The sequence below is a fragment of the Pseudomonas sp. M2 genome (genome assembly GCF_015751845.1).
GTDB classification, from domain to species: Bacteria; Pseudomonadota; Gammaproteobacteria; order Pseudomonadales; family Pseudomonadaceae; genus Aquipseudomonas; species Aquipseudomonas putida_E.
In genome coordinates this window covers 2,155,310-2,171,880 of sequence record NZ_JADOUD010000001.1, presented here as the reverse complement: position 1 = coordinate 2,171,880, position 16,571 = coordinate 2,155,310, and the positions used below count along the sequence as shown (strand labels likewise).

Here is a 16,571-nt window from a genome sequence, read left to right as displayed (position 1 = left end):
ACCTGTTCATTCGGCGCCGGCTCAGCCCTGCAAGGCGAGCAACTGATTGGCGCTCTTGGCGTTGTCGTCGGCGGCGCTGATGGCCTTCATCTGCATTTCATAGCGGCGGGCGTTGTCGATCATGGCCACCATGGCGCCGGTCGGGCTGACGTTGCTGCCCTCCAGTGCGCCCGGGGTGACGCGCAGGCTTTCATCGGCCGCCAGCTGCTGATGGATGCCATTGGCGTCGGCCGGCTGGCGCAGCAGCCCGTCATTGCCCGCTTCCAGGGTGCCTGGCAGGGCTGACACCAGCTTGAGTTTGCCGACCGGGCTCAGCCCACGCGGCTCCATGCCCTGTTCGCGAACACTGATGGTGCCGTCGCTACCCAAGCTGACTTCGCTGCCCAATGGCACGCTGATGGGGCCGCCATCGCCCATCACCGGCAGCCCTGCCACGGTCATGGCTCCGCTGCCGTCCACTTGCAGGTCACCACGGCGGGTGTAGGCTTCCTGGCCATCGGCGGTCTGCACCGCGAGCAGCGTGTTTTCGCCCAGCGCCACGTCGAGGTTGCGGTCGGTGTGGGTGATGGGGCCTTCGGACCAGTCCACGCCCACGCCAGTGGCGCTGACTGAAACCCGCGTCGGCAGGCCTTCGCCTGCCACCGGTGAAGACTGCATCTGCACCAGTTGCGCACGAAAACCGGGCGTGACGATGTTGGCCAGGTTGTTGGCGACTACCGCCTGTTGCTCGAGTGCCTGGTTCGCCCCGCTCATGGCGGTGAAGAGCATCCGGTCCATGGTGTCAGGAACCGATGTTCACGGCTTGCTGCAGCACTTCGCTCTGGGCGGTCACCGACTTGGCGTTGGCCTGGAAGGTACGCTGGGCGATGATCAGGTTTACCAGCTCGGCGGTAAGGTCGACGTTGGAGTCCTCGGTGGTGCCACTGAGGATCGAGCCTAGCGACCCGCTGCTGGCAACGCCCAGCAGCGCTTGGCCCGAGGCGGTGGTGGCAATCCAGGTGTTGTCGCCATTGGCCTGCAGACCATTTTCGTTGGAGAAGCTGGCCAACTGGATCTGGTCGATTTCCTGGGTTTGATCGTTGGAGTAGGTAGCGATCACAGTGCCGGTGTCATCGATGGTGAAACTGATCAGGCTGCCCGAGGTATAGCCGTCCTGGGAGATGCTCGATACTTCGGAGTCGTTGCCGAACTGCGTGGTACCGGTCAGGTCCAGCGCGATGGACATCGTCGCCGCACCGTTGGCCGGGTCGTAGGTATAGGTGCCTGTTTCGCCGCTGGTGATCAGGCCGCTAGAGCTGAAGGTAACTGTCTGGCTCTCGCTCAGCAGGTTGCCATCGATGGCACTGTGGATATCCCAGGTGTTTTCGGCGGTTTTGCTGAAGTACAGCGTCGAGGTGTGGCTGTTGCCGAGCGAGTCGTAGACCGTGGCCGTGGTCGAATAGGAATAGGTCGATGCATCGGTGGCATCGAAGGTATCGGTAATGATGTCTTCGCTGGCATCAAGGTTCAGCTCTGCATCCAGTTCCGTACTGGCGCTGGCCTGCATACCGCTGGTGGGGATCTGGATCACGCCATTGGCACCAAGCAACTGGTCGCCGGCCGAGTTCACCAGGTAGCCGTCGGCTGTCAGCGTCAGCTGGCCGTTACGCGAGTAGACGGTCTGCGTGCCATCGGTGAAGGTGAAGAAACCGTCGCCATTGATGGCCAGGTCCAGGCTGTTGTCCGTGGTGGTCAGGCTGCCTGACTCGAAATTCTGCACGACACCGGACACCGTTGTACCCAGGCCCACATCGGCCCCTGAGTAGACGTCGGCGAACTGCACCGTAGAGCTCTTGAACCCCACGGTCTGCGAGTTGGAGATGTTGTTGCTGACGACCTCCAGGTCGGTGGATGCGGCGGTCAGGCCGCTGAGCGCTTGGGAAAAGCCCATGGTTGTTCTCCGTGATTAGGGTTCAAAGCACCAGCTTGATGTCGCCGAGGCCGACGTTGTCGTTGACGCCGCCCAGATCGAGCGCAACCTCGTCGCTGCTGTCGGTGGTCACACCGGTCACCAGGGCGTATTTCAGTGCGGTTGCGGTCACGCTGGCGTCATCGCTGGTCGCACTCACGGTGAAGGTGTAACTGCCATCGGCGGCAGTCGTGCCGTCGTCCTGCACACCGTCCCAGTACAGGGCCTGAGTACCGGCGCTCATGTCGCCTGCGTCCAGCGTGGCGACCACGTTGCCGCTGCTGTCCGAGATGTTGATGGTGACGCTGTCCGCATCGCTGCCCAGGCTGACGCCGAAGGCGGTGGCGACGCCGCTGGCCACCTGGATGCTGTCGCCTTCGATCAGCACGCCGTTACCGACCAGAGCAGAGGCCTGCAGGGTCTCCGATGCGCTGATCTGGCTGGAAATACCCTCCAAGGTGCTGGTCACTTCTTCGATGCTGCTGATGGTGCTGATCTGCGCCAGCTGCGTGACCATCTCGCTGTTGTCCAGCGGGTCGGTGGGGTCCTGGTTCTGCAGCTGGGTGGTCAGCAGGGTGAGGAACTGGTCTTGCAGCTCGTCAGCGCTGGAGGCTGTGCTGTCGCTGGTGCTGCTGGTGCTGTTCATGGTCGAGAGGACCGAACTTGCGATGGTGCTGGTCATGGTCAGGCCTCGCCAAGGGTCAGGGTCTTGAGCATCAATTCTTTGCTGGCGGCCATGACTTCGACGTTGGCCTGGTAGGAGCGCGAAGCGGAGATCATGTTGACCATCTCGCCTACGGGCTCGACGTTGGGCATGGTCACGTAGCCCGATTCGTCGGCCAGCGGGTCGCCGGGGCGGTACTCCTGGCGCATGGGCGAGCCGTCCTCGATCACCTGGCTCACCCGCACGCCGCCCACTTCGCTGCCGTCCTGGTACTGGGTCTCGAATACCACCTGGCGGGCGCGATAGGCTTCGTTGTCCGGGCCGCTGGTGGTGTCGGCGTTGGCCAGGTTGCTGGCGGTCACGTTCATGCGCTCGGACTGTGCGCTGAGCGCCGAGCCGGCGATGTCGAAAATACTGAACATGGACATGCGGTTTACCCCGGGTTATTCGGATTGCATCGCGTTCTTGAGCGACTGCAGGCGGTTGTTCAGGAAGGTCAGGCTGGCTTGGTAGCGGACGCTGTTGTCGGCGAACTGTGCGCGCTCCCGGTCCATATCCACGGTGTTGCCGTCAAGGCTTGGCTGGTCTGGCACGCGGTACAGCAGTTCATGCACCGAACTGCTGCCGCTGGAGGCATGCAGATGACGGTCAGAGGTGGTGGCCAGGGACATGCTGCTGCGCGAGCGGCCCTGGTTCAGGGAGCTGGCCAGTTCGGTGGCGAAATCGAAGTCCCGGGCGCGGTAGTTGGGCGTGTCGGCGTTCGCGATATTGTTGGCCAGCACTTGCTGGCGCTCAGCGCGCAAGCTCATCGCGTCTTGCGCAAAGCGCAGCTCGTTGTCGAGTTTGTCGATCATGCCTGCGGCCCGTGCCATCTGTTGAACGGCGTGCAGAGTAGAGGGGATGAGCATGGGGCAAAGGCCGGAACAGACCGCTATTTGGCGAGCAATTCGACCTTTGCGTTGTTGCAGAGCTGCCTAGAATGCTGCGCCTGAAACTCTACAAGAGGCATCGGCTCGATGACCGGACCACTTACCGTAGGTGCTGGCCTGGCGCGTATCTGCCGGTCGCTGGGGATGCTGTTGTGCCTGGCCCAGGCCAGTGCCGCGTTCGCTCAGGACGATGCGCTGCAGGCTCGGGTTAGGCAACTGATCGAACCGCGACTGCCGGCGGGTAGCCGCCTGACGCTGCTGGACATCGGCCAGCCGGTCTCGCGAATCAGTGCCTGTGCCGTACCCCGACCCTACCTGGTGCACCCGCGCCGCCTGCCCGTCGGGCGTGTAGCGATGGGCGTGCGTTGCGCAGGTCAGGATGGCGTGCTCGGCTACCTGCAGGTGACGGTCAGCGCCGTAGGCAGCTATGTCGTGAGCGCACGCAGGATCAAGGCAGGCGAGGTCATCCAGGCCAATATGCTGATCAGCCGGCGCGGGCCGCTGCAAGATCTGCCCCAAGGCAGTGCATTGCGCGCCGAGCAGGTGGTCGGCCGGCAAGCTGCTCGTGGCGTGGAGCGCGGCGCCGTGCTTGCGCTCAAGGGGGTTCGCGAGCGCTGGCTGGTTGAGCGCAACCGCCCCGTGGTGTTGCGCGCGCAGGGGGCGGGGTTCACCCTCAGCCGCAATGGCAAGGCCTTGGACAATGGTGGCCTGGGTAACAGGGTGCGTGTACTGGGCGGCGACGGCCGAATGCTCGATGCTCAGGTCGTTGGCAAGAACGAACTGCTGCTGCGCTACTAATTTTTTGTCAAAAACCTATCGCCGGCCAAAGGTGGCGCGTACGGATGCCGATAGTGTTCAAACCACAGCCAACGAAGCCTCTATCGTGAAAATCATAAGCTCCCCGCTCACCAACCTCCTTCCCTCGACCGATGCCAACCTGGCGGGCGCCGCTACAGCCCGCGTTGCCTCGCAGGAAATGGATACGCTGCCCGAAGACGCTGTAGAGCTCTCGCAGGTCAGCGACCTCAACCCAACCGACCCTGCGGCGGATGTTGACCTGGAAAAGGTCGCCGCCCTGCGTCAGTCCATCGCCGATGGCAGCCTGCAGGTCGACTCGCAGGCCATCTATGACAGCCTGGTGGCCGACTTCAGGGAAATGCTCGACAGTGAGCCGACATGAACGGCCCTTCGGCGCAGCAGCTCTGAAAGTGGGTGGCCTATGAGTTTGGGCAGGCACTTGGATGTGCAGCAACGGGTTGTCGAGCAACTGCTGCAGTTACTGGAGCAGGAGCGTCTTGCCCTGGCACAGGGGCGGGTGGATGCCGAGCGCTTGCGCGAACTGGTCGCTGGCAAGCAGGCGGCTCTGCTGCGATTGGAGCAGTTGGAGGCCATGCGTGCGACGGCGCAGTTGAAGCTTGGCTATGGCCCTGGACGGGAAGGGGCGTTGCGGGCTGCCCGGGACGCAGATTGCCTGAGTGCCTGGCGGCGTTTGCGTCAGTCGGCGTTACGCGCCCGGGCGCTAAACAGGGTGAACGGTGAAGCCTTGGGCCTTCGCCTCAAAGGCAATCAGCAGATCCTAGATTTCCTTGACCGCATTACCGCAGACCGGCTGTATGGCCCCAATGGGCTGCCGGTATCCAGCTTGTTGTGATGCGCGGCGGGCGCAATAAGCCAGCGTTGTTGTTTTTAGGTCCAGGTTTCCCTGCTTTTTCACGCAACCTGACAGAAATGGATCCAATAACTTTGCGCCCGGCAAAGCTATGGCTTAGTGTTCAACCGTTACTGCCTTGCCAAGGGATGGCAATGCATCTCCTCCAAATGGACTTGAGGTACTGCCCGTGCAAACGCTCATTCGCACCCGCCAGCAGATCCTGGAGCGGGTAAAGGCCAAGGAGTTCGCTGAACTCAACCATTTCTTCGATAACCTTCAGGCGCAGTGGCGGCAAGCGCGCCCAGGGGAGTGCCCGGCCTACCTTGAGGCTGTTCAGGGGCACATGCTGGTCGACTGGGATGTAGAAGGCAGCAAGGCCCTCACACAACGCCTCAAAGCCTGGATCCACGCTTGCCCCAAGGCTTATCACCCCCAGGTAGCCATGGGCTTTCACTGCTTCAATCGCGCTTGCCGTATTCGCGGTACGGTTGCCGCCAATGAGGTGTCCGCAGCGCGCTGGCTGGCCGCCGAGCAGGCCTGCGAAATGGCCGCTGGGCACTTCCTGCGGGCCATTGAGCGTTGCGCGCAGCCTGTAGCGGCGGCGATCGGTATGTTGCAGATCAGTGCGCACTTTCGTGAACCGGGCTGGCTGGTGGAGCTGTTTCATGGCCGGCCGGCGCGCTTTCGGCCCAGCGCCCATGCCGATGTCGAAGTGCAGGAGGCTGCGGCACCGCTACTGGTCAAATATGGGCTGGCACCGCTGGTTGAGCTGCCGCAAGTGCTGCCGTCGTGCCTGAGTGCCCGCCTGCCCGCTGAGCAGGAACCTGCGCGGGACTACTGGCTGCGCCATGCCTTGAACTGGTTCCCTGGCTGCTTCGAGGTGGTCGAGGCCTATGCCAGCTACCTCACACCCCGTTGGGGCGGTAGTTATGAGGCCATTGATGCCGTGGCCAGCGGCCCTTTGTGCCGGGGCTGGCCTGAAACCCTGCGTAATGCAATCCGCTGGCTGGCACTTGAGGATCAGTTCCGGCTGCCTCCTGCCGATCAGGTGCAGCAAGTCACGGCTTGGCAGCGAGTCTTCGAGCGGTGGATGCAACGCGAGCTCAGGCCAAAGGAACGCGCCACGCTCATGGCCCGGCGAGGGGCTTTTCGCCGCTTTTCGCTAAAGGATTACCCCGGTGCGATGCACGACTTCGTCGCTTCTGTGGCGCTATACCCCGATCAGGGCTTCGTACCGGCCATTGGTGAGCCGTTCTACAGCTTTGTCTGCCTGGTAGTGACCCATGGCGTGCAAGACGATGCGCACAGCTTGCGTATCGCCATCGAGCGGTTAAGCGAAAACCGCAGGCAAGCGGCGGCCTGTGCGTTGCGGTCCGTGGGGCACCAGTTCGGGTTGTGGGGTTTCAGGCAATGCGCCGAGCAGGCGCGTATCTGGCTGCACGCTGCGGTGAAACGGCAGTGCGGGCGCGAGGGGCTGGGCTTTGATGTACTCGAGGTAGCCCGCCTGCTTTGGGCCGCCAAGTATTACGAGGCCGCGTATTTCCTCTACAGGCAGTGTGCCGAGTGCAAGTTGCCCGATGCCGCAGCCGCGCTTTACGCGCTGCATTGCGGTCGGCTCGAGGGAACGCCGGAACACTACATAGACTCTGGGGCAGCAGCGCATTGGCTGCTGTGTGCCGCGCAGGCAGGCAGCCAGATGGCCAAGTACGACCTGGCCTGCCAACGCATGCGTAATGACCAGAACTTGAGCGAGCGTAGCGCGATGCTGGCGGTAAGGCGCTTGCTGCTCGATTGCCTAGGCAACGAGGCGCTCGATGCCCAGGCCCGCTTGCAGTTGGCCATTCTGCAGCGCCAGTTCGGCGACCCCCGGGAGCGCGCAGAGGCGGTCGCCTACCTGCTGGATCTGGTGCACTACCCTGATTGCGCGATAGCCGGGCGTGCCAGCGCGGAGCTAGGCCTGGCCTGGATGCACGGGCATGGTACGCGCAAGCCGAGCCGCTTCGCGGCCATCGAGTGGGCCAACCGTGCGGCCGCGCTGCAGCCGGGGGATTCGGCCATCGAGGGCATTCAGGCCCGGATTCGCAACTCGCACAACCTGTTCAGGACGCTGTTCACGGTGTGCGGTGCAACGCTGTTTCGAGGGGACCTGCATGCCAGTGAGCTGCCGCCCAAGCCAAGCAGCCAGGCGCCCGGCCGGCTACGGGCTCCCGCGTGAGGGCGGGGCGCGGAGCTTAATCCTGTGCCGCGGGTGCCATGCGGGCTTCCAGCTCGGCGACCTGTTTCTCCAGGGCCTCCAGGCGCGCACGGGTGCGGGCCAATACGACCATCTGGCTGTCGAATTCTTCACGGCTGACCAGGTCCAGCTTGCTGAAGGCACCTTGCATCAGCACCTTGAACTGGCTTTCCAGTTCGGCGCGGGGCTGGGTGGTATCGCCACTGAACAGGCGCGAGGCCTGGTCGCTCAGGGCATCGAGAAGGGCTTTGGGCGCGAGCATGATCGGCTGTCCACTGCTGACGGGAAATGGCCGGCAGTGTAACACGGGCCCGTTTTGCGTTCCGTTGCACATTTTTCGAGCAGTCCCGTGCAATGCTGCGCACCAAGACTGTGCATCTTTTCAATGCTGGCGACTGGCCAAGCCTGACTCTTCCACGCAACTGCCTGTTTTTCGGCGCTTTAACGGAACTGGCAAGGTTTCTGCAAAGACCTGTACGAGCCATGCACTGATGCAGTTCCTTGTGACCAGGCAGTGCGCACGCGGAGCCGGATGCCGACGACGCGTTACAAAGCCAACCGCTGCGCTTAGACTTGAGACGGGTTTGTTTTCCTGGGGCAAGTCCACCAAATCGGGAGAGAGTTTCATGAAGCTAGTCACAGCCATCATCAAGCCGTTCAAGCTGGACGACGTGCGAGAGTCACTGTCGGAAATCGGCGTGCAGGGCATCACCGTCACCGAAGTCAAAGGCTTCGGTCGGCAGAAGGGTCACACCGAGTTGTATCGCGGTGCGGAATACGTGGTCGACTTCCTGCCCAAGGTGAAGATCGACGTCGCCATCGACGACAAGGACCTCGATCGAGTGATCGAAGCCATCACCAAGGCTGCCAACACCGGCAAGATCGGTGACGGCAAGATCTTCGTGGTGAATCTGGAGCAGGCAATCCGCATCCGTACCGGCGAAACCGATACCGACGCGATCTAAGCGCCCAAAAAAAGCCTCACCAAACCCAACGCCCCAGGAGAAAACAACATGACTCTGCGTAAGATCGCAGGGCTAGGAGCCCTATTGTCCCTCGTAATGCCGGGCCTCGCCCTGGCAGAGGAGGCTGCCGCCCCAGTACTGAACTCCGGTGACACCGCCTGGATGCTGACTGCCACGGCGCTGGTGCTGTTCATGACCATCCCGGGCCTGGCCCTGTTCTACGGCGGTATGGTGCGTTCGAAGAACGTACTTTCGGTGATGATGCAGTGCTTTGCCATCACCGGCCTGATGAGCATTCTCTGGGTCGTTTACGGCTACAGCATGGCCTTCGATACCACTGGTATGGAAAAGGGCGTGCTCAACTTCAATTCCTTCGTCGGCGGCTTCTCCAAGGCGTTCCTCAGCGGCGTAACGCCGGACGGCCTGACGTCGGCTGCCGCACTGTTCCCTGAAGCGGTCTTCATTACCTTCCAGATGACCTTCGCCATCATCACCCCGGCGCTGATCGTGGGTGCCTTCGCCGAACGCATGAAGTTCTCGGCGATGCTGGTGTTCATGGGCATCTGGTTCACCCTGGTCTACGCACCGATCGCGCACATGGTCTGGAGCGGTGATGGCGCGCTGATGTGGGACTGGGGCGTGCTCGACTTCGCTGGCGGCACCGTGGTGCACATCAACGCCGGTATCGCCGGCCTGGTCTGCTGCCTGGTACTGGGCAAGCGCAAAGGCTACCCGACTACCCCGATGGCCCCGCACAACCTGGGCTACACCCTGATGGGCGCAGCCATGCTGTGGATCGGTTGGTTCGGCTTCAACGCCGGCTCCGCCGCAGCCGCCAACGGTACTGCCGGCATGGCCATGCTGGTGACCCAGATCGCTACCGCTGCTGCAGCGTTGGGCTGGATGTTCGCCGAGTGGATCGGCCACGGCAAACCGAGCGCCCTGGGCATCGCCTCGGGTGTGGTCGCCGGCCTGGTTGCCATCACCCCGGCTGCCGGCACCGTGGGCCCGATGGGCGCCCTGGTGATTGGCCTGGTGTCTGGCGTGCTCTGCTACTTCTGCGCTACCACCCTCAAGCGCAAGCTGGGTTATGACGACTCCCTGGATGCCTTCGGCGTGCATGGCATCGGCGGCATCATCGGCGCGATCCTCACCGGTGTGTTCGCGGCACCGGCCCTGGGCGGCTTCGGCGCGGTCACCGATATCGGTGCGCAGGTCTGGATCCAGGCCAAGGGCGTGATTTTCACCGTGGTCTACACCGCCATCGTCACCTACGTGATCCTCAAGGTGCTGGACGTGGTGATGGGCCTGCGGGTCAACGAAGAAGAAGAGTCGGTCGGCCTCGACCTGGCTCAACACAACGAACGCGGTTACAACCTGTAACTGCGACGCTGGAAAAACTTGCCCGGCTTGCCGGGCATTTTTTTTGCCTGTTTTTTGCCATTTCCCGCAGAGCAAACGGTTTATCAGTCACGTTCGCGACGTAAGCCAAAAACTTACAACAAGCAGGGCGTTTATGGAGCTTTGCTTTTTCCACGGGCGCGCTAGAATGCGCGCCGAGAGGTGTTGCACGAGTTGTCCGCACGCTTCGTCAGCCTTTGCTAGGCTTGCCAATAGCGTGTGGCCAGCAAGGGCTGCAAGGTTTTGTCAGGTCCTGCCAGGAGCAGGGCCTGCCGGGCGGGGCGTCCCATCAGGAGTGCCGTCCCAAGGGCAGTGGCCAACCCACGGCCAGTTGAATTTTCACTGGTGGCTGCCGGTCTACGGCTGCACTGGTCTATAACTAACCTGCTTTTCGCAAGTCATGAGGTAGAACATGAGCGACGACGATCTGGAAAATGATGACCTCGAAGTAGGCGACGAAGACGAGGCTGATGATAGCCTCGACGCTGCGGCTGGCGATGGCGCCGAAGACGCTGGCGATGACGACAGCAGCCCGGCACCGGTTGCCAAGGGCAAATCCAAGGCGGCTGTCTCGGTAGACGAGATGCCGAGCATGGAAGCCAAGCAAAAGGAGCGTGATGCCCTGGCCAAAGCGATGGAAGAATTCCTTTCGCGCGGTGGCAAGGTGCAGGAAGTCGAGGCCAACGTAGTCGCCGACCCGCCCAAGAAGCCGGACAACAAGTACGGCAGCCGCCCTATCTGAGTGGCTGAACACCAAAAAGCCCGCCGTCGCTGCGGGCTTTTTTGTGGCTACTGGTTTCACTGCCGCAAAGCGGCCCCTGTCAGCGCCAGCGCGCAAGTATGTCGGGCAGCTGCGACAGGCGCTGGACTTCGGCATCCGGCGGCGCTTCCCCCAACCAGGCCTTGCCCTGGGGGTTGAACCACACCGCACGCAAGCCTGCGCGCTGGGCGCCGCCAATGTCATCACCGGGGTGATCGCCAACATGCACGGCGGCACTGGCCTCTACTTCGCCACGCTTCAGCGCTTCGATGAAGGGCGCCGGGTCTGGTTTGCCTATCCCCAGGTCCTCGGCGCACAGGGCGAAGCGGAAGTAATCGGCCAGGCCCAGGCGGCGTACGTCGGCATTGCCATTGGTGACCACGCCCAGGGTGTAGTGGTGGCGCAGAATTTCCAGCACCGGCTGCACTTCGGGGAACACCTCGACCTGATGTCGGGCATGCAAGAACACCTCAAACCCTTCGTTGGCCAGCTCCTGAGCGTGCTTTTCGCTGTATCCCACCTCTTCCAGCGCATGGAACAGCACGCGCCGGCGCAGGGCGCTGATACGGTGCTTGAGGCCCGGCTCGGCCTGCACCAGACGTTCGCGGATGGCGAACAGGTGTTCCACCGGCACGCCGCCAAGTATGGGAGCATTGGCCTGCAGCCAGTCGCGTAGCACGACTTCCGCGCTGGCAATCACTGGCGCGGTGTCCCACAGGGTGTCGTCAAGGTCGAACGTGATCAGCTTGATGCTCATGAGTCTGTGCCTTTGCTGCGTTTGGCCCGTGGGTGGGCGCTGTCGTACACCGCGGCCAGGTGCTGGAAGTCCAGGTGGGTGTAGATCTGCGTGGTGCTGATGTCGGCATGGCCGAGCATTTCCTGCACCGCCCGCAGGTCCTGGGACGATTCCAGCACATGGCTGGCGAATGAATGGCGAAGCATGTGCGGGTGCAGGTGCTGGCCCAGTTCGCGTTCACCGGCTGCCTTGACCCGCATCTGGATAGCCCGTGGCCCCAGGCGATTGCCTTGGCGGCTGATGAAGACGGCGCCGTCACGCGGGCCGCCGATGCCGCGCAGCCGCAACCATTGCTGCATGGCTTCGCGCGCCTTGCGGCCGACGGGCAGCACGCGCGCCTTGCCACCTTTGCCGAGCACCTGTACCAGGCCGGCAGCAAGGTCCAGGTGCTCAAGGTCGAGGTTGGTCAGCTCGGACAGGCGCAGGCCAGAGGAATAGAACAGTTCGAGGATGGCCTGGTCGCGGCGGGCGATGAAGTCGTCGTCCACGCCGCCGTCGAGCAGTTGCAGGGCGCGGTCGGTGTCCAGCACCTTGGGCAGCCGGCGCTCGCCCTTGGGCGCGCTCAGGCCGCTGGCGGGATCGTGCTGGCAAAGGCCTTCACGGTTCAGGTAGCGATACAGCCCGCGTACCGCCGACAGTAGCCGCGCCAGGCTGCGCGAGGACTGCCCCTGATGATGCTGGCGGGCGATCAGTTGGCGCAGTTGCTGGATCTGCAAGGCGCCCCAGCCCGCGATGCCTTGGGTGTTGCAGTATTCGATGACCTTTTCGAGGTCGCGGCGGTAGGCCAGCAGTGTGTGTTCGGACACCTGGCGCTCGTTGCGCAGGTGGGCGCAATAAGCCTCCAGCTGGCGTTCCATCAGCGCACCGGGCGCAGGGGCTGGGTAACGCGCGGGACCACGCGGCCGAGCACTTCGGCGATGTAGCCAAGGAACAGGGTGCCGACGCTGCTCTTGTAGTGTTGCGGGTCGCGGCTGCCTATTGCCAGCACGCCGTGCAACCCTTGGTACTCCAGGGCAGCGACGGCGCTGGAGCCCACTTCATGGTGCTGCTCCTCACCGAACAGGAAGGCCAGTTCGTGCTCACGCAGGTTGCCACTGACTGTCTTGCCGCCGCCCAGCAGCCCGCCGATGGCCTGCTGGGCCTCGGCATTACTGACCCAACGGCCGACCGGCGCTGCATGGTCACCGAACAGGATCAGGCTGACGAACGGGACCTGGAACTCCTGGCGCAGGCTGTCTTCGACCGCCATGACCACTTCTTCCAGGCTGCCGGCATCGAGCAGGTCGAGGATCAGCCGGCGAGTCTTTTCGAACAGCCGGTCGTTGTCCCGGGCCACGTCCATCAGTTGCGACAGGCGATGGCGCATCTCGATGTTGCGATCGCGTAGCAGTTTGAGCTGGCGTTCCACCAGCGACACGCTGTCGCCACGCTGGTGAGGGATACGTTGCTCGACCAGCAGTTCGTCGTGTTCGGCGAAAAAGGTCGGGTGGGCGCGCAGGTAGGCGACCACCGCTTCGGCATCGAGCTCACTGGACTGCTGGGGTACAACCTTGGGCTGATCGGTCATGGCGGTTACTCGCTTAGAGACGAACCTGTCCTTCGTAGACGCGTACGGCTGGGCCAGTCATCAACACGGACGTGCCGGGGCCGGCCCACTCGATGTGCAGGCGCCCACCAGGCAGGTCCAGGGACACCGGAGAGTCCATCCAGCCCTGGCTGATGGCTGCCACGGCTGCTGCACAGGCACCGGTGCCGCAGGCCTGGGTCTCGCCGGCGCCACGTTCCCATACCCGCAGGTTGGCGCGGTGGCGGTCAACGACCTGGAGGAAACCGGCGTTCACCCGCTGCGGGAAGCGTGGGTGGTTCTCGATTTTCGGGCCCAGGCCATGGACCGGCGCAGTACGTATGTCATCGACACGCAGCACGGCATGCGGGTTACCCATGGACACGGCAGCAATAGAGTGCAACTCGCCGTCGACTTCCAGCGGGTAATTGAGCGCCTGCTCATCAGCGACGAATGGGATTTCGGCGGGAATGAAGCGCGGCGGGCCCATGTCGACACACACCTGGCCGTCGTTCTGCACGTCCAGCTCGATGATGCCGCCCTTGGTTTCAACACGGATGCGCTTTTTCGCGGTCAAGCGTTTGTCCAGCACGAACCGTGCGAAGCAGCGCGCACCGTTGCCGCATTGCTCCACTTCCGAACCGTCGGCATTGAAGATCCGGTAGCGGAAATCCACTTCCGGATTGTTCGGTGCCTCGACGATCAGCAGCTGGTCGAAGCCGATGCCGGTGTGGCGGTCGCCCCATTGCTTGGCGTGCTTGGGCTGGATGTGTGCGTGCTGGCTGACCAGGTCCAGGACCATGAAGTCATTGCCCAGCCCATGCATCTTGGTAAAACGCAGAAGCATGGGGTCACTCCGGCAGCAGGCTTTCGCCAGCGTACAGTTCGGCGATGGTCTCGCGACGGCGGACTTCGAAAGCCTGATCGCCGTCGACCAGGATTTCCGCACAACGGCCACGGGTGTTGTAGTTCGAGCTCATGACGAAACCATAGGCGCCCGCGGACTGCACGGCCAGCAGGTCACCTTCGGCCAGGTTCAGCTGGCGGTCCTTGGCGAGGAAGTCGCCGGTTTCGCAGATTGGCCCGACCAGGTCGTAGGCACGGCCTTCGCCCTCACGTGGGGTGACCGCGCTGACGCCCATCCAGGCCTGGTACAGGGCTGGGCGGATCAGGTCGTTCATCGCCGCATCGATGATGGCGAAGTCCTTGTGTTCGGTGTGCTTGAGGTATTCCACGCGGGTCAGCAGGGCACCGGCGTTGGCCACGATGTAGCGGCCCGGCTCGAACACCAGGGCCAGGTCACGACCGCCGACGCGCTCGCGGATGGCCTTGATGTAATCGGCTACCAGTGGCGGCTCTTCGTCGCGATAGCGCACGCCAACACCGCCGCCCAGGTCCAGGTGGCGCAGGTGGATGCCGCAATCGGCCAAGCGGTCGACCAGGTCCAGCAGGCGGTCGAGGGCGTCGAGGAAGGGCTCTACGGTGGTCAGCTGCGAGCCGATGTGGCAGTCGACACCGACCACTTCCAGGTTGGGCAACTGCGCGGCACGCACGTAGATGGCTTCGGCGTCGGCGATGGCGATGCCGAACTTGTTCTCTTTGAGGCCGGTGGAAATGTACGGGTGGGTGCCGGCATCGACGTCCGGGTTGACCCGCAGCGAGACCGGGGCAACCTTGCCCATCTCGGCGGCAACCACCTGCAGGCGCTCCAGTTCGTCGGTGGATTCGACGTTGAAGCAATGAACGCCGACTTCCAGCGCCCGGCGCATGTCTTCGCGGGTCTTGCCGACGCCGGAGAACACCACACGGTCAGCCCGCCCACCGGCGGCCAGTACCCGCTCCAGCTCACCGCCGGAAACGATGTCGAAGCCTGCGCCCATGCGAGCCAGAACGTTCAGCACGCCAAGGTTGGAGTTGGCCTTGACCGCGAAGCACACCAGGTGCTCGATACCTTGCAGGGCATCGGTATAGCTGCGGTACTGGGCCTCGATGTGGGCGCGCGAGTACACGTAGGTGGGGGTGCCGAAACGTTCGGCGATGGCCGACAGGGCCACGCCCTCCGCGAACAGTTCACCGTCGCGGTAATTGAAAGCGTTCATCTGATTTCCTTACTGCTCTGGCGTTTGCTCGGGCTCGATTGGCTGCTCATCCTGTGGCTGGACAGGCTGAGCGTGCTGGTGCTGATGCGACTTCTGGCTGCCCTTGCCGTCCTTGCCGTCTTCTGGCAGGTACAGGGGGCCTTTCTGACCGCAGGCCGAAACGAGGCAGGCAACCGCGACCAGCGCCGCGAGCGAGGAAATCAGGCGCTTCATGGGTGAAATCCTTTGAAATATGCAGTATTGCGCCCGAGTATACCGAGCGACTGCCGGATTGCCTATGCAAGAGCCGGTCCGCCGGGCGGGCAGAAATTAGCCACAAGCGGCGAGCGGCAAGCGGCAAGAAAAAGCGCTCAGGTGTACGCTGTGCTTTTTCTTGCCGCTTGGAGCTCGCCGCTTGCGGCTGGCGCCAAGCGCCCGTATCGTGCCCGGCCTGCCTGTAACGCAGCCAATTTCGAGGTTCCTGCAATGAGTTTGAGCGAAGCGCGTTTCCATGATCTGGTCGACGCCACCCAACAGGCCCTGGAAGACCTGTTCGACGAGAGCGGCCTGGACCTGGACATGGAGAATTCCGCCGGCGTCCTTACCATCAAGTTCGACAACGGCAGCCAGCTGATCTTCAGCCGCCAGGAGCCACTGCGTCAGCTTTGGCTGGCCGACCGCTCCGGTGGCTTCCACTTCGACTACGACGAAGAGAGCGGCAAGTGGGTCTGCGAGAAGAGCGAAGAGCTGCTGGGCGAGATGCTCGAGCGGATTGTCTGGGAGCGGGCCGGCGAAAAGCTGGACTTCGACGAGATCTGATATGAGCGCCCAGGCGCGGCCCGCCAAGCCGCTTTACAGCAACGTCAGCCCAGCGGTGCCGTCGCCGTGCATCAGCGTGTGCCGGCTGGATGAACAGCGCGTTTGCACAGGTTGCCATCGCCATGTCGAGCACATTCGCGAGTGGCGCTCGGCCGACGACGAACGGCGCCGGCAGATTTGCCGCGAAGCCGAGGCCTTGCGCGCGCAGGCTTGAGTATTTGTCCGGCTGTGTTAGTGTCGGGTTATGCGTCGGTGACGCCAAAGCACTCATCAAACCCCGCCCTCTGGGCGGGGTTTTGCTTTATCTGCCCCTAGAAAACCAACCGTTCAATGGAGTCTGACTGGATCATGAGCACCAAGCCTTCCCTCATCCTTACCCGATTGGACGTGCAGCGTCTGGAGCGCCTGATCGACAGCCTCGACGAAAGTACCCCGGGTGTGCTCGCCCTGCAGGACGAGCTGGACCGGGCCGAGCAGGTGGTCGGTCACGAGGAGGTGCCGGCTGGTGTTGTGACCATGAATTCGCGCGTGCACTGCCGCGAAGAAGCCAGTGGCAAGGACTACCACCTGACCCTGGTGTATCCGAAGGATGCCGGCGGCGAAGGCAAGGTATCGATCCTGGCGCCGATTGGTTGCGCACTGCTGGGCTTGTCGGTGGGCGAGCAGATCGACTGGCCTGCGCCGGGGGGCAAGACCCTCAAGCTCAAGTTGCTGGCCGTCGAGTACCAGCCTGAAGCTGCGGGCGATTTCGACCTCTGAGGGT

General features: G+C 63.1%; 22 protein-coding genes. 10 read left to right on the top strand and 12 right to left on the bottom strand.

The genetic code is table 11. The features are described from left to right. Positions 1–21: 21 nt before the first annotated feature. Genes IWW33_RS10110 through flgB form a run of 5 tightly spaced genes read right to left on the bottom strand, consistent with a single transcriptional unit; the run spans position 22 to position 3,466 of the window. A complete protein-coding gene (locus IWW33_RS10110) occupies positions 22–777 on the bottom strand; it encodes a flagellar basal body rod protein FlgF (RefSeq protein ID WP_046786940.1) in 756 nt (251 codons plus the stop codon). A gap of 4 nt (positions 778–781) precedes the next feature. After that, complete coding sequence (flgE, locus tag IWW33_RS10105; RefSeq protein ID WP_119688080.1) at positions 782–1,930, bottom strand: flagellar hook protein FlgE; 1,149 nt, start codon at positions 1,928–1,930, stop codon at positions 782–784. A 22-nt stretch (positions 1,931–1,952) separates the two neighbouring features. Beyond that, complete coding sequence (locus tag IWW33_RS10100) at positions 1,953–2,630, bottom strand: flagellar hook assembly protein FlgD (protein ID WP_046786942.1); 678 nt, start codon at positions 2,628–2,630, stop codon at positions 1,953–1,955. A 2-nt stretch (positions 2,631–2,632) separates the two neighbouring features. Next, the gene (flgC, locus tag IWW33_RS10095) at positions 2,633–3,040 is read right to left on the bottom strand and encodes a flagellar basal body rod protein FlgC (protein WP_046786943.1); all 408 of its coding nucleotides are present in this window, start codon (positions 3,038–3,040) and stop codon (positions 2,633–2,635) included. A gap of 15 nt (positions 3,041–3,055) precedes the next feature. After that, the gene (gene flgB / locus IWW33_RS10090; protein ID WP_046786944.1) at positions 3,056–3,466 is read right to left on the bottom strand and encodes a flagellar basal body rod protein FlgB; all 411 of its coding nucleotides are present in this window, start codon (positions 3,464–3,466) and stop codon (positions 3,056–3,058) included. Between the two features lie 162 nt (positions 3,467–3,628). Here flgB and flgA point away from each other — a divergent pair, with 162 nt between their 5' ends. From flgA to IWW33_RS10070, 4 genes are all read left to right on the top strand, one after another. Next, positions 3,629–4,339, top strand: coding sequence for a flagellar basal body P-ring formation chaperone FlgA (gene flgA / locus IWW33_RS10085; protein ID WP_223255141.1), 711 nt, complete (start codon positions 3,629–3,631; stop codon positions 4,337–4,339). Between the two features lie 85 nt (positions 4,340–4,424). Continuing rightward, entirely contained in the window at positions 4,425–4,721 is a 297-nt protein-coding gene (flgM, locus tag IWW33_RS10080; RefSeq protein ID WP_196997316.1) for a flagellar biosynthesis anti-sigma factor FlgM, read from the top strand. Positions 4,722–4,760: 39 nt separating this feature from the next. After that, complete coding sequence (gene flgN, locus IWW33_RS10075; RefSeq protein WP_046786945.1) at positions 4,761–5,192, top strand: flagellar export chaperone FlgN; 432 nt, start codon at positions 4,761–4,763, stop codon at positions 5,190–5,192. 187 nt (positions 5,193–5,379) lie between these two features. Next, a complete protein-coding gene (locus IWW33_RS10070; RefSeq protein ID WP_174141055.1) occupies positions 5,380–7,407 on the top strand; it encodes a DUF4034 domain-containing protein in 2,028 nt (675 codons plus the stop codon). A 16-nt stretch (positions 7,408–7,423) separates the two neighbouring features. On the opposite strand, the gene IWW33_RS10065 is transcribed toward IWW33_RS10070, so the two are convergent. Then, a complete protein-coding gene (locus IWW33_RS10065) occupies positions 7,424–7,687 on the bottom strand; it encodes an accessory factor UbiK family protein (RefSeq protein WP_174141054.1) in 264 nt (87 codons plus the stop codon). 364 nt (positions 7,688–8,051) lie between these two features. Here IWW33_RS10065 and glnK point away from each other — a divergent pair, with 364 nt between their 5' ends. The 3 genes from glnK (at position 8,052) to sutA (ending at position 10,533) form a co-directional block, all read left to right on the top strand. Further along, on the top strand, positions 8,052–8,390 hold the full coding sequence (gene glnK, locus IWW33_RS10060) for a P-II family nitrogen regulator (RefSeq protein WP_002555808.1): 339 nt from the start codon (positions 8,052–8,054) through the stop codon (positions 8,388–8,390). 48 nt (positions 8,391–8,438) lie between these two features. Then, positions 8,439–9,773 carry an ammonium transporter gene (locus tag IWW33_RS10055; protein ID WP_046786947.1) on the top strand — a complete coding sequence of 445 codons (1,335 nt, stop codon included), beginning with the start codon at positions 8,439–8,441 and terminating at the stop codon, positions 9,771–9,773. A gap of 430 nt (positions 9,774–10,203) precedes the next feature. Then, positions 10,204–10,533 (top strand): transcriptional regulator SutA, encoded by a 330-nt coding sequence (sutA, locus tag IWW33_RS10050; protein ID WP_046786948.1) that lies wholly within the window; start codon positions 10,204–10,206, stop codon positions 10,531–10,533. 79 nt (positions 10,534–10,612) lie between these two features. Here sutA and IWW33_RS10045 read toward each other — a convergent pair whose 3' ends face one another. The 6 genes from IWW33_RS10045 to IWW33_RS10020 are packed head-to-tail and all read right to left on the bottom strand — an operon-like array spanning position 10,613 to position 15,223. Further along, entirely contained in the window at positions 10,613–11,308 is a 696-nt protein-coding gene (locus tag IWW33_RS10045) for an HAD family hydrolase (RefSeq protein WP_161870894.1), read from the bottom strand. Next, a complete protein-coding gene (gene xerC / locus IWW33_RS10040) occupies positions 11,305–12,204 on the bottom strand; it encodes a tyrosine recombinase XerC (protein WP_012312189.1) in 900 nt (299 codons plus the stop codon). Before xerC ends, IWW33_RS10045 begins: the two co-directional genes overlap by 4 nt. After that, the gene (locus IWW33_RS10035) at positions 12,204–12,914 is read right to left on the bottom strand and encodes a DUF484 family protein (protein ID WP_012312190.1); all 711 of its coding nucleotides are present in this window, start codon (positions 12,912–12,914) and stop codon (positions 12,204–12,206) included. Before IWW33_RS10035 ends, xerC begins: the two co-directional genes overlap by 1 nt. 13 nt (positions 12,915–12,927) lie before the next feature. Further along, on the bottom strand, positions 12,928–13,758 hold the full coding sequence (dapF, locus tag IWW33_RS10030; protein ID WP_046786951.1) for a diaminopimelate epimerase: 831 nt from the start codon (positions 13,756–13,758) through the stop codon (positions 12,928–12,930). Between the two features lie 4 nt (positions 13,759–13,762). Continuing rightward, positions 13,763–15,010 (bottom strand): diaminopimelate decarboxylase, encoded by a 1,248-nt coding sequence (gene lysA / locus IWW33_RS10025; protein ID WP_174141053.1) that lies wholly within the window; start codon positions 15,008–15,010, stop codon positions 13,763–13,765. 9 nt (positions 15,011–15,019) lie between these two features. Further along, entirely contained in the window at positions 15,020–15,223 is a 204-nt protein-coding gene (locus tag IWW33_RS10020; protein ID WP_012312193.1) for a lipoprotein, read from the bottom strand. Positions 15,224–15,475: 252 nt separating this feature from the next. Here IWW33_RS10020 and cyaY point away from each other — a divergent pair, with 252 nt between their 5' ends. The 3 genes from cyaY (at position 15,476) to rnk (ending at position 16,567) form a co-directional block, all read left to right on the top strand. Further along, positions 15,476–15,808, top strand: coding sequence for an iron donor protein CyaY (cyaY, locus tag IWW33_RS10015; RefSeq protein WP_012312194.1), 333 nt, complete (start codon positions 15,476–15,478; stop codon positions 15,806–15,808). 1 nt (position 15,809) lies between these two features. Beyond that, positions 15,810–16,022, top strand: coding sequence for a DUF1289 domain-containing protein (locus IWW33_RS10010; RefSeq protein WP_039601412.1), 213 nt, complete (start codon positions 15,810–15,812; stop codon positions 16,020–16,022). A gap of 134 nt (positions 16,023–16,156) precedes the next feature. Then, positions 16,157–16,567: a nucleoside diphosphate kinase regulator gene (gene rnk, locus IWW33_RS10005; protein WP_012312196.1), complete on the top strand. Its 411-nt coding sequence runs from the start codon at positions 16,157–16,159 to the stop codon at positions 16,565–16,567. The last annotated feature ends 4 nt before the right edge of the window (positions 16,568–16,571 follow it).

Bases quoted from the DNA above. Each gene is read 5' to 3' on its own strand.
- IWW33_RS10110 (WP_046786940.1), bottom strand. From the start codon at position 777: ATGGACCGGATGCTCTTCACCGCCATGAGCGGGGCGAACCAGGCACTC.
- flgE (WP_119688080.1), bottom strand. From the start codon at position 1,930: ATGGGCTTTTCCCAAGCGCTCAGCGGCCTGACCGCCGCATCCACCGAC.
- IWW33_RS10100 (WP_046786942.1), bottom strand. From the start codon at position 2,630: ATGACCAGCACCATCGCAAGTTCGGTCCTCTCGACCATGAACAGCACC.
- flgC (WP_046786943.1), bottom strand. From the start codon at position 3,040: ATGTCCATGTTCAGTATTTTCGACATCGCCGGCTCGGCGCTCAGCGCA.
- flgB (WP_046786944.1), bottom strand. From the start codon at position 3,466: ATGATCGACAAACTCGACAACGAGCTGCGCTTTGCGCAAGACGCGATG.
- flgA (WP_223255141.1), top strand. From the start codon at position 3,629: ATGACCGGACCACTTACCGTAGGTGCTGGCCTGGCGCGTATCTGCCGG.
- flgN (WP_046786945.1), top strand. From the start codon at position 4,761: ATGAGTTTGGGCAGGCACTTGGATGTGCAGCAACGGGTTGTCGAGCAA.
- IWW33_RS10065 (WP_174141054.1), bottom strand. From the start codon at position 7,687: ATGCTCGCGCCCAAAGCCCTTCTCGATGCCCTGAGCGACCAGGCCTCG.
- glnK (WP_002555808.1), top strand. From the start codon at position 8,052: ATGAAGCTAGTCACAGCCATCATCAAGCCGTTCAAGCTGGACGACGTG.
- IWW33_RS10055 (WP_046786947.1), top strand. From the start codon at position 8,439: ATGACTCTGCGTAAGATCGCAGGGCTAGGAGCCCTATTGTCCCTCGTA.
- sutA (WP_046786948.1), top strand. From the start codon at position 10,204: ATGAGCGACGACGATCTGGAAAATGATGACCTCGAAGTAGGCGACGAA.
- IWW33_RS10045 (WP_161870894.1), bottom strand. From the start codon at position 11,308: ATGAGCATCAAGCTGATCACGTTCGACCTTGACGACACCCTGTGGGAC.
- xerC (WP_012312189.1), bottom strand. From the start codon at position 12,204: ATGGAACGCCAGCTGGAGGCTTATTGCGCCCACCTGCGCAACGAGCGC.
- IWW33_RS10035 (WP_012312190.1), bottom strand. From the start codon at position 12,914: ATGACCGATCAGCCCAAGGTTGTACCCCAGCAGTCCAGTGAGCTCGAT.
- dapF (WP_046786951.1), bottom strand. From the start codon at position 13,758: ATGCTTCTGCGTTTTACCAAGATGCATGGGCTGGGCAATGACTTCATG.
- lysA (WP_174141053.1), bottom strand. From the start codon at position 15,010: ATGAACGCTTTCAATTACCGCGACGGTGAACTGTTCGCGGAGGGCGTG.
- IWW33_RS10020 (WP_012312193.1), bottom strand. From the start codon at position 15,223: ATGAAGCGCCTGATTTCCTCGCTCGCGGCGCTGGTCGCGGTTGCCTGC.
- cyaY (WP_012312194.1), top strand. From the start codon at position 15,476: ATGAGTTTGAGCGAAGCGCGTTTCCATGATCTGGTCGACGCCACCCAA.
- IWW33_RS10010 (WP_039601412.1), top strand. From the start codon at position 15,810: ATGAGCGCCCAGGCGCGGCCCGCCAAGCCGCTTTACAGCAACGTCAGC.
- rnk (WP_012312196.1), top strand. From the start codon at position 16,157: ATGAGCACCAAGCCTTCCCTCATCCTTACCCGATTGGACGTGCAGCGT.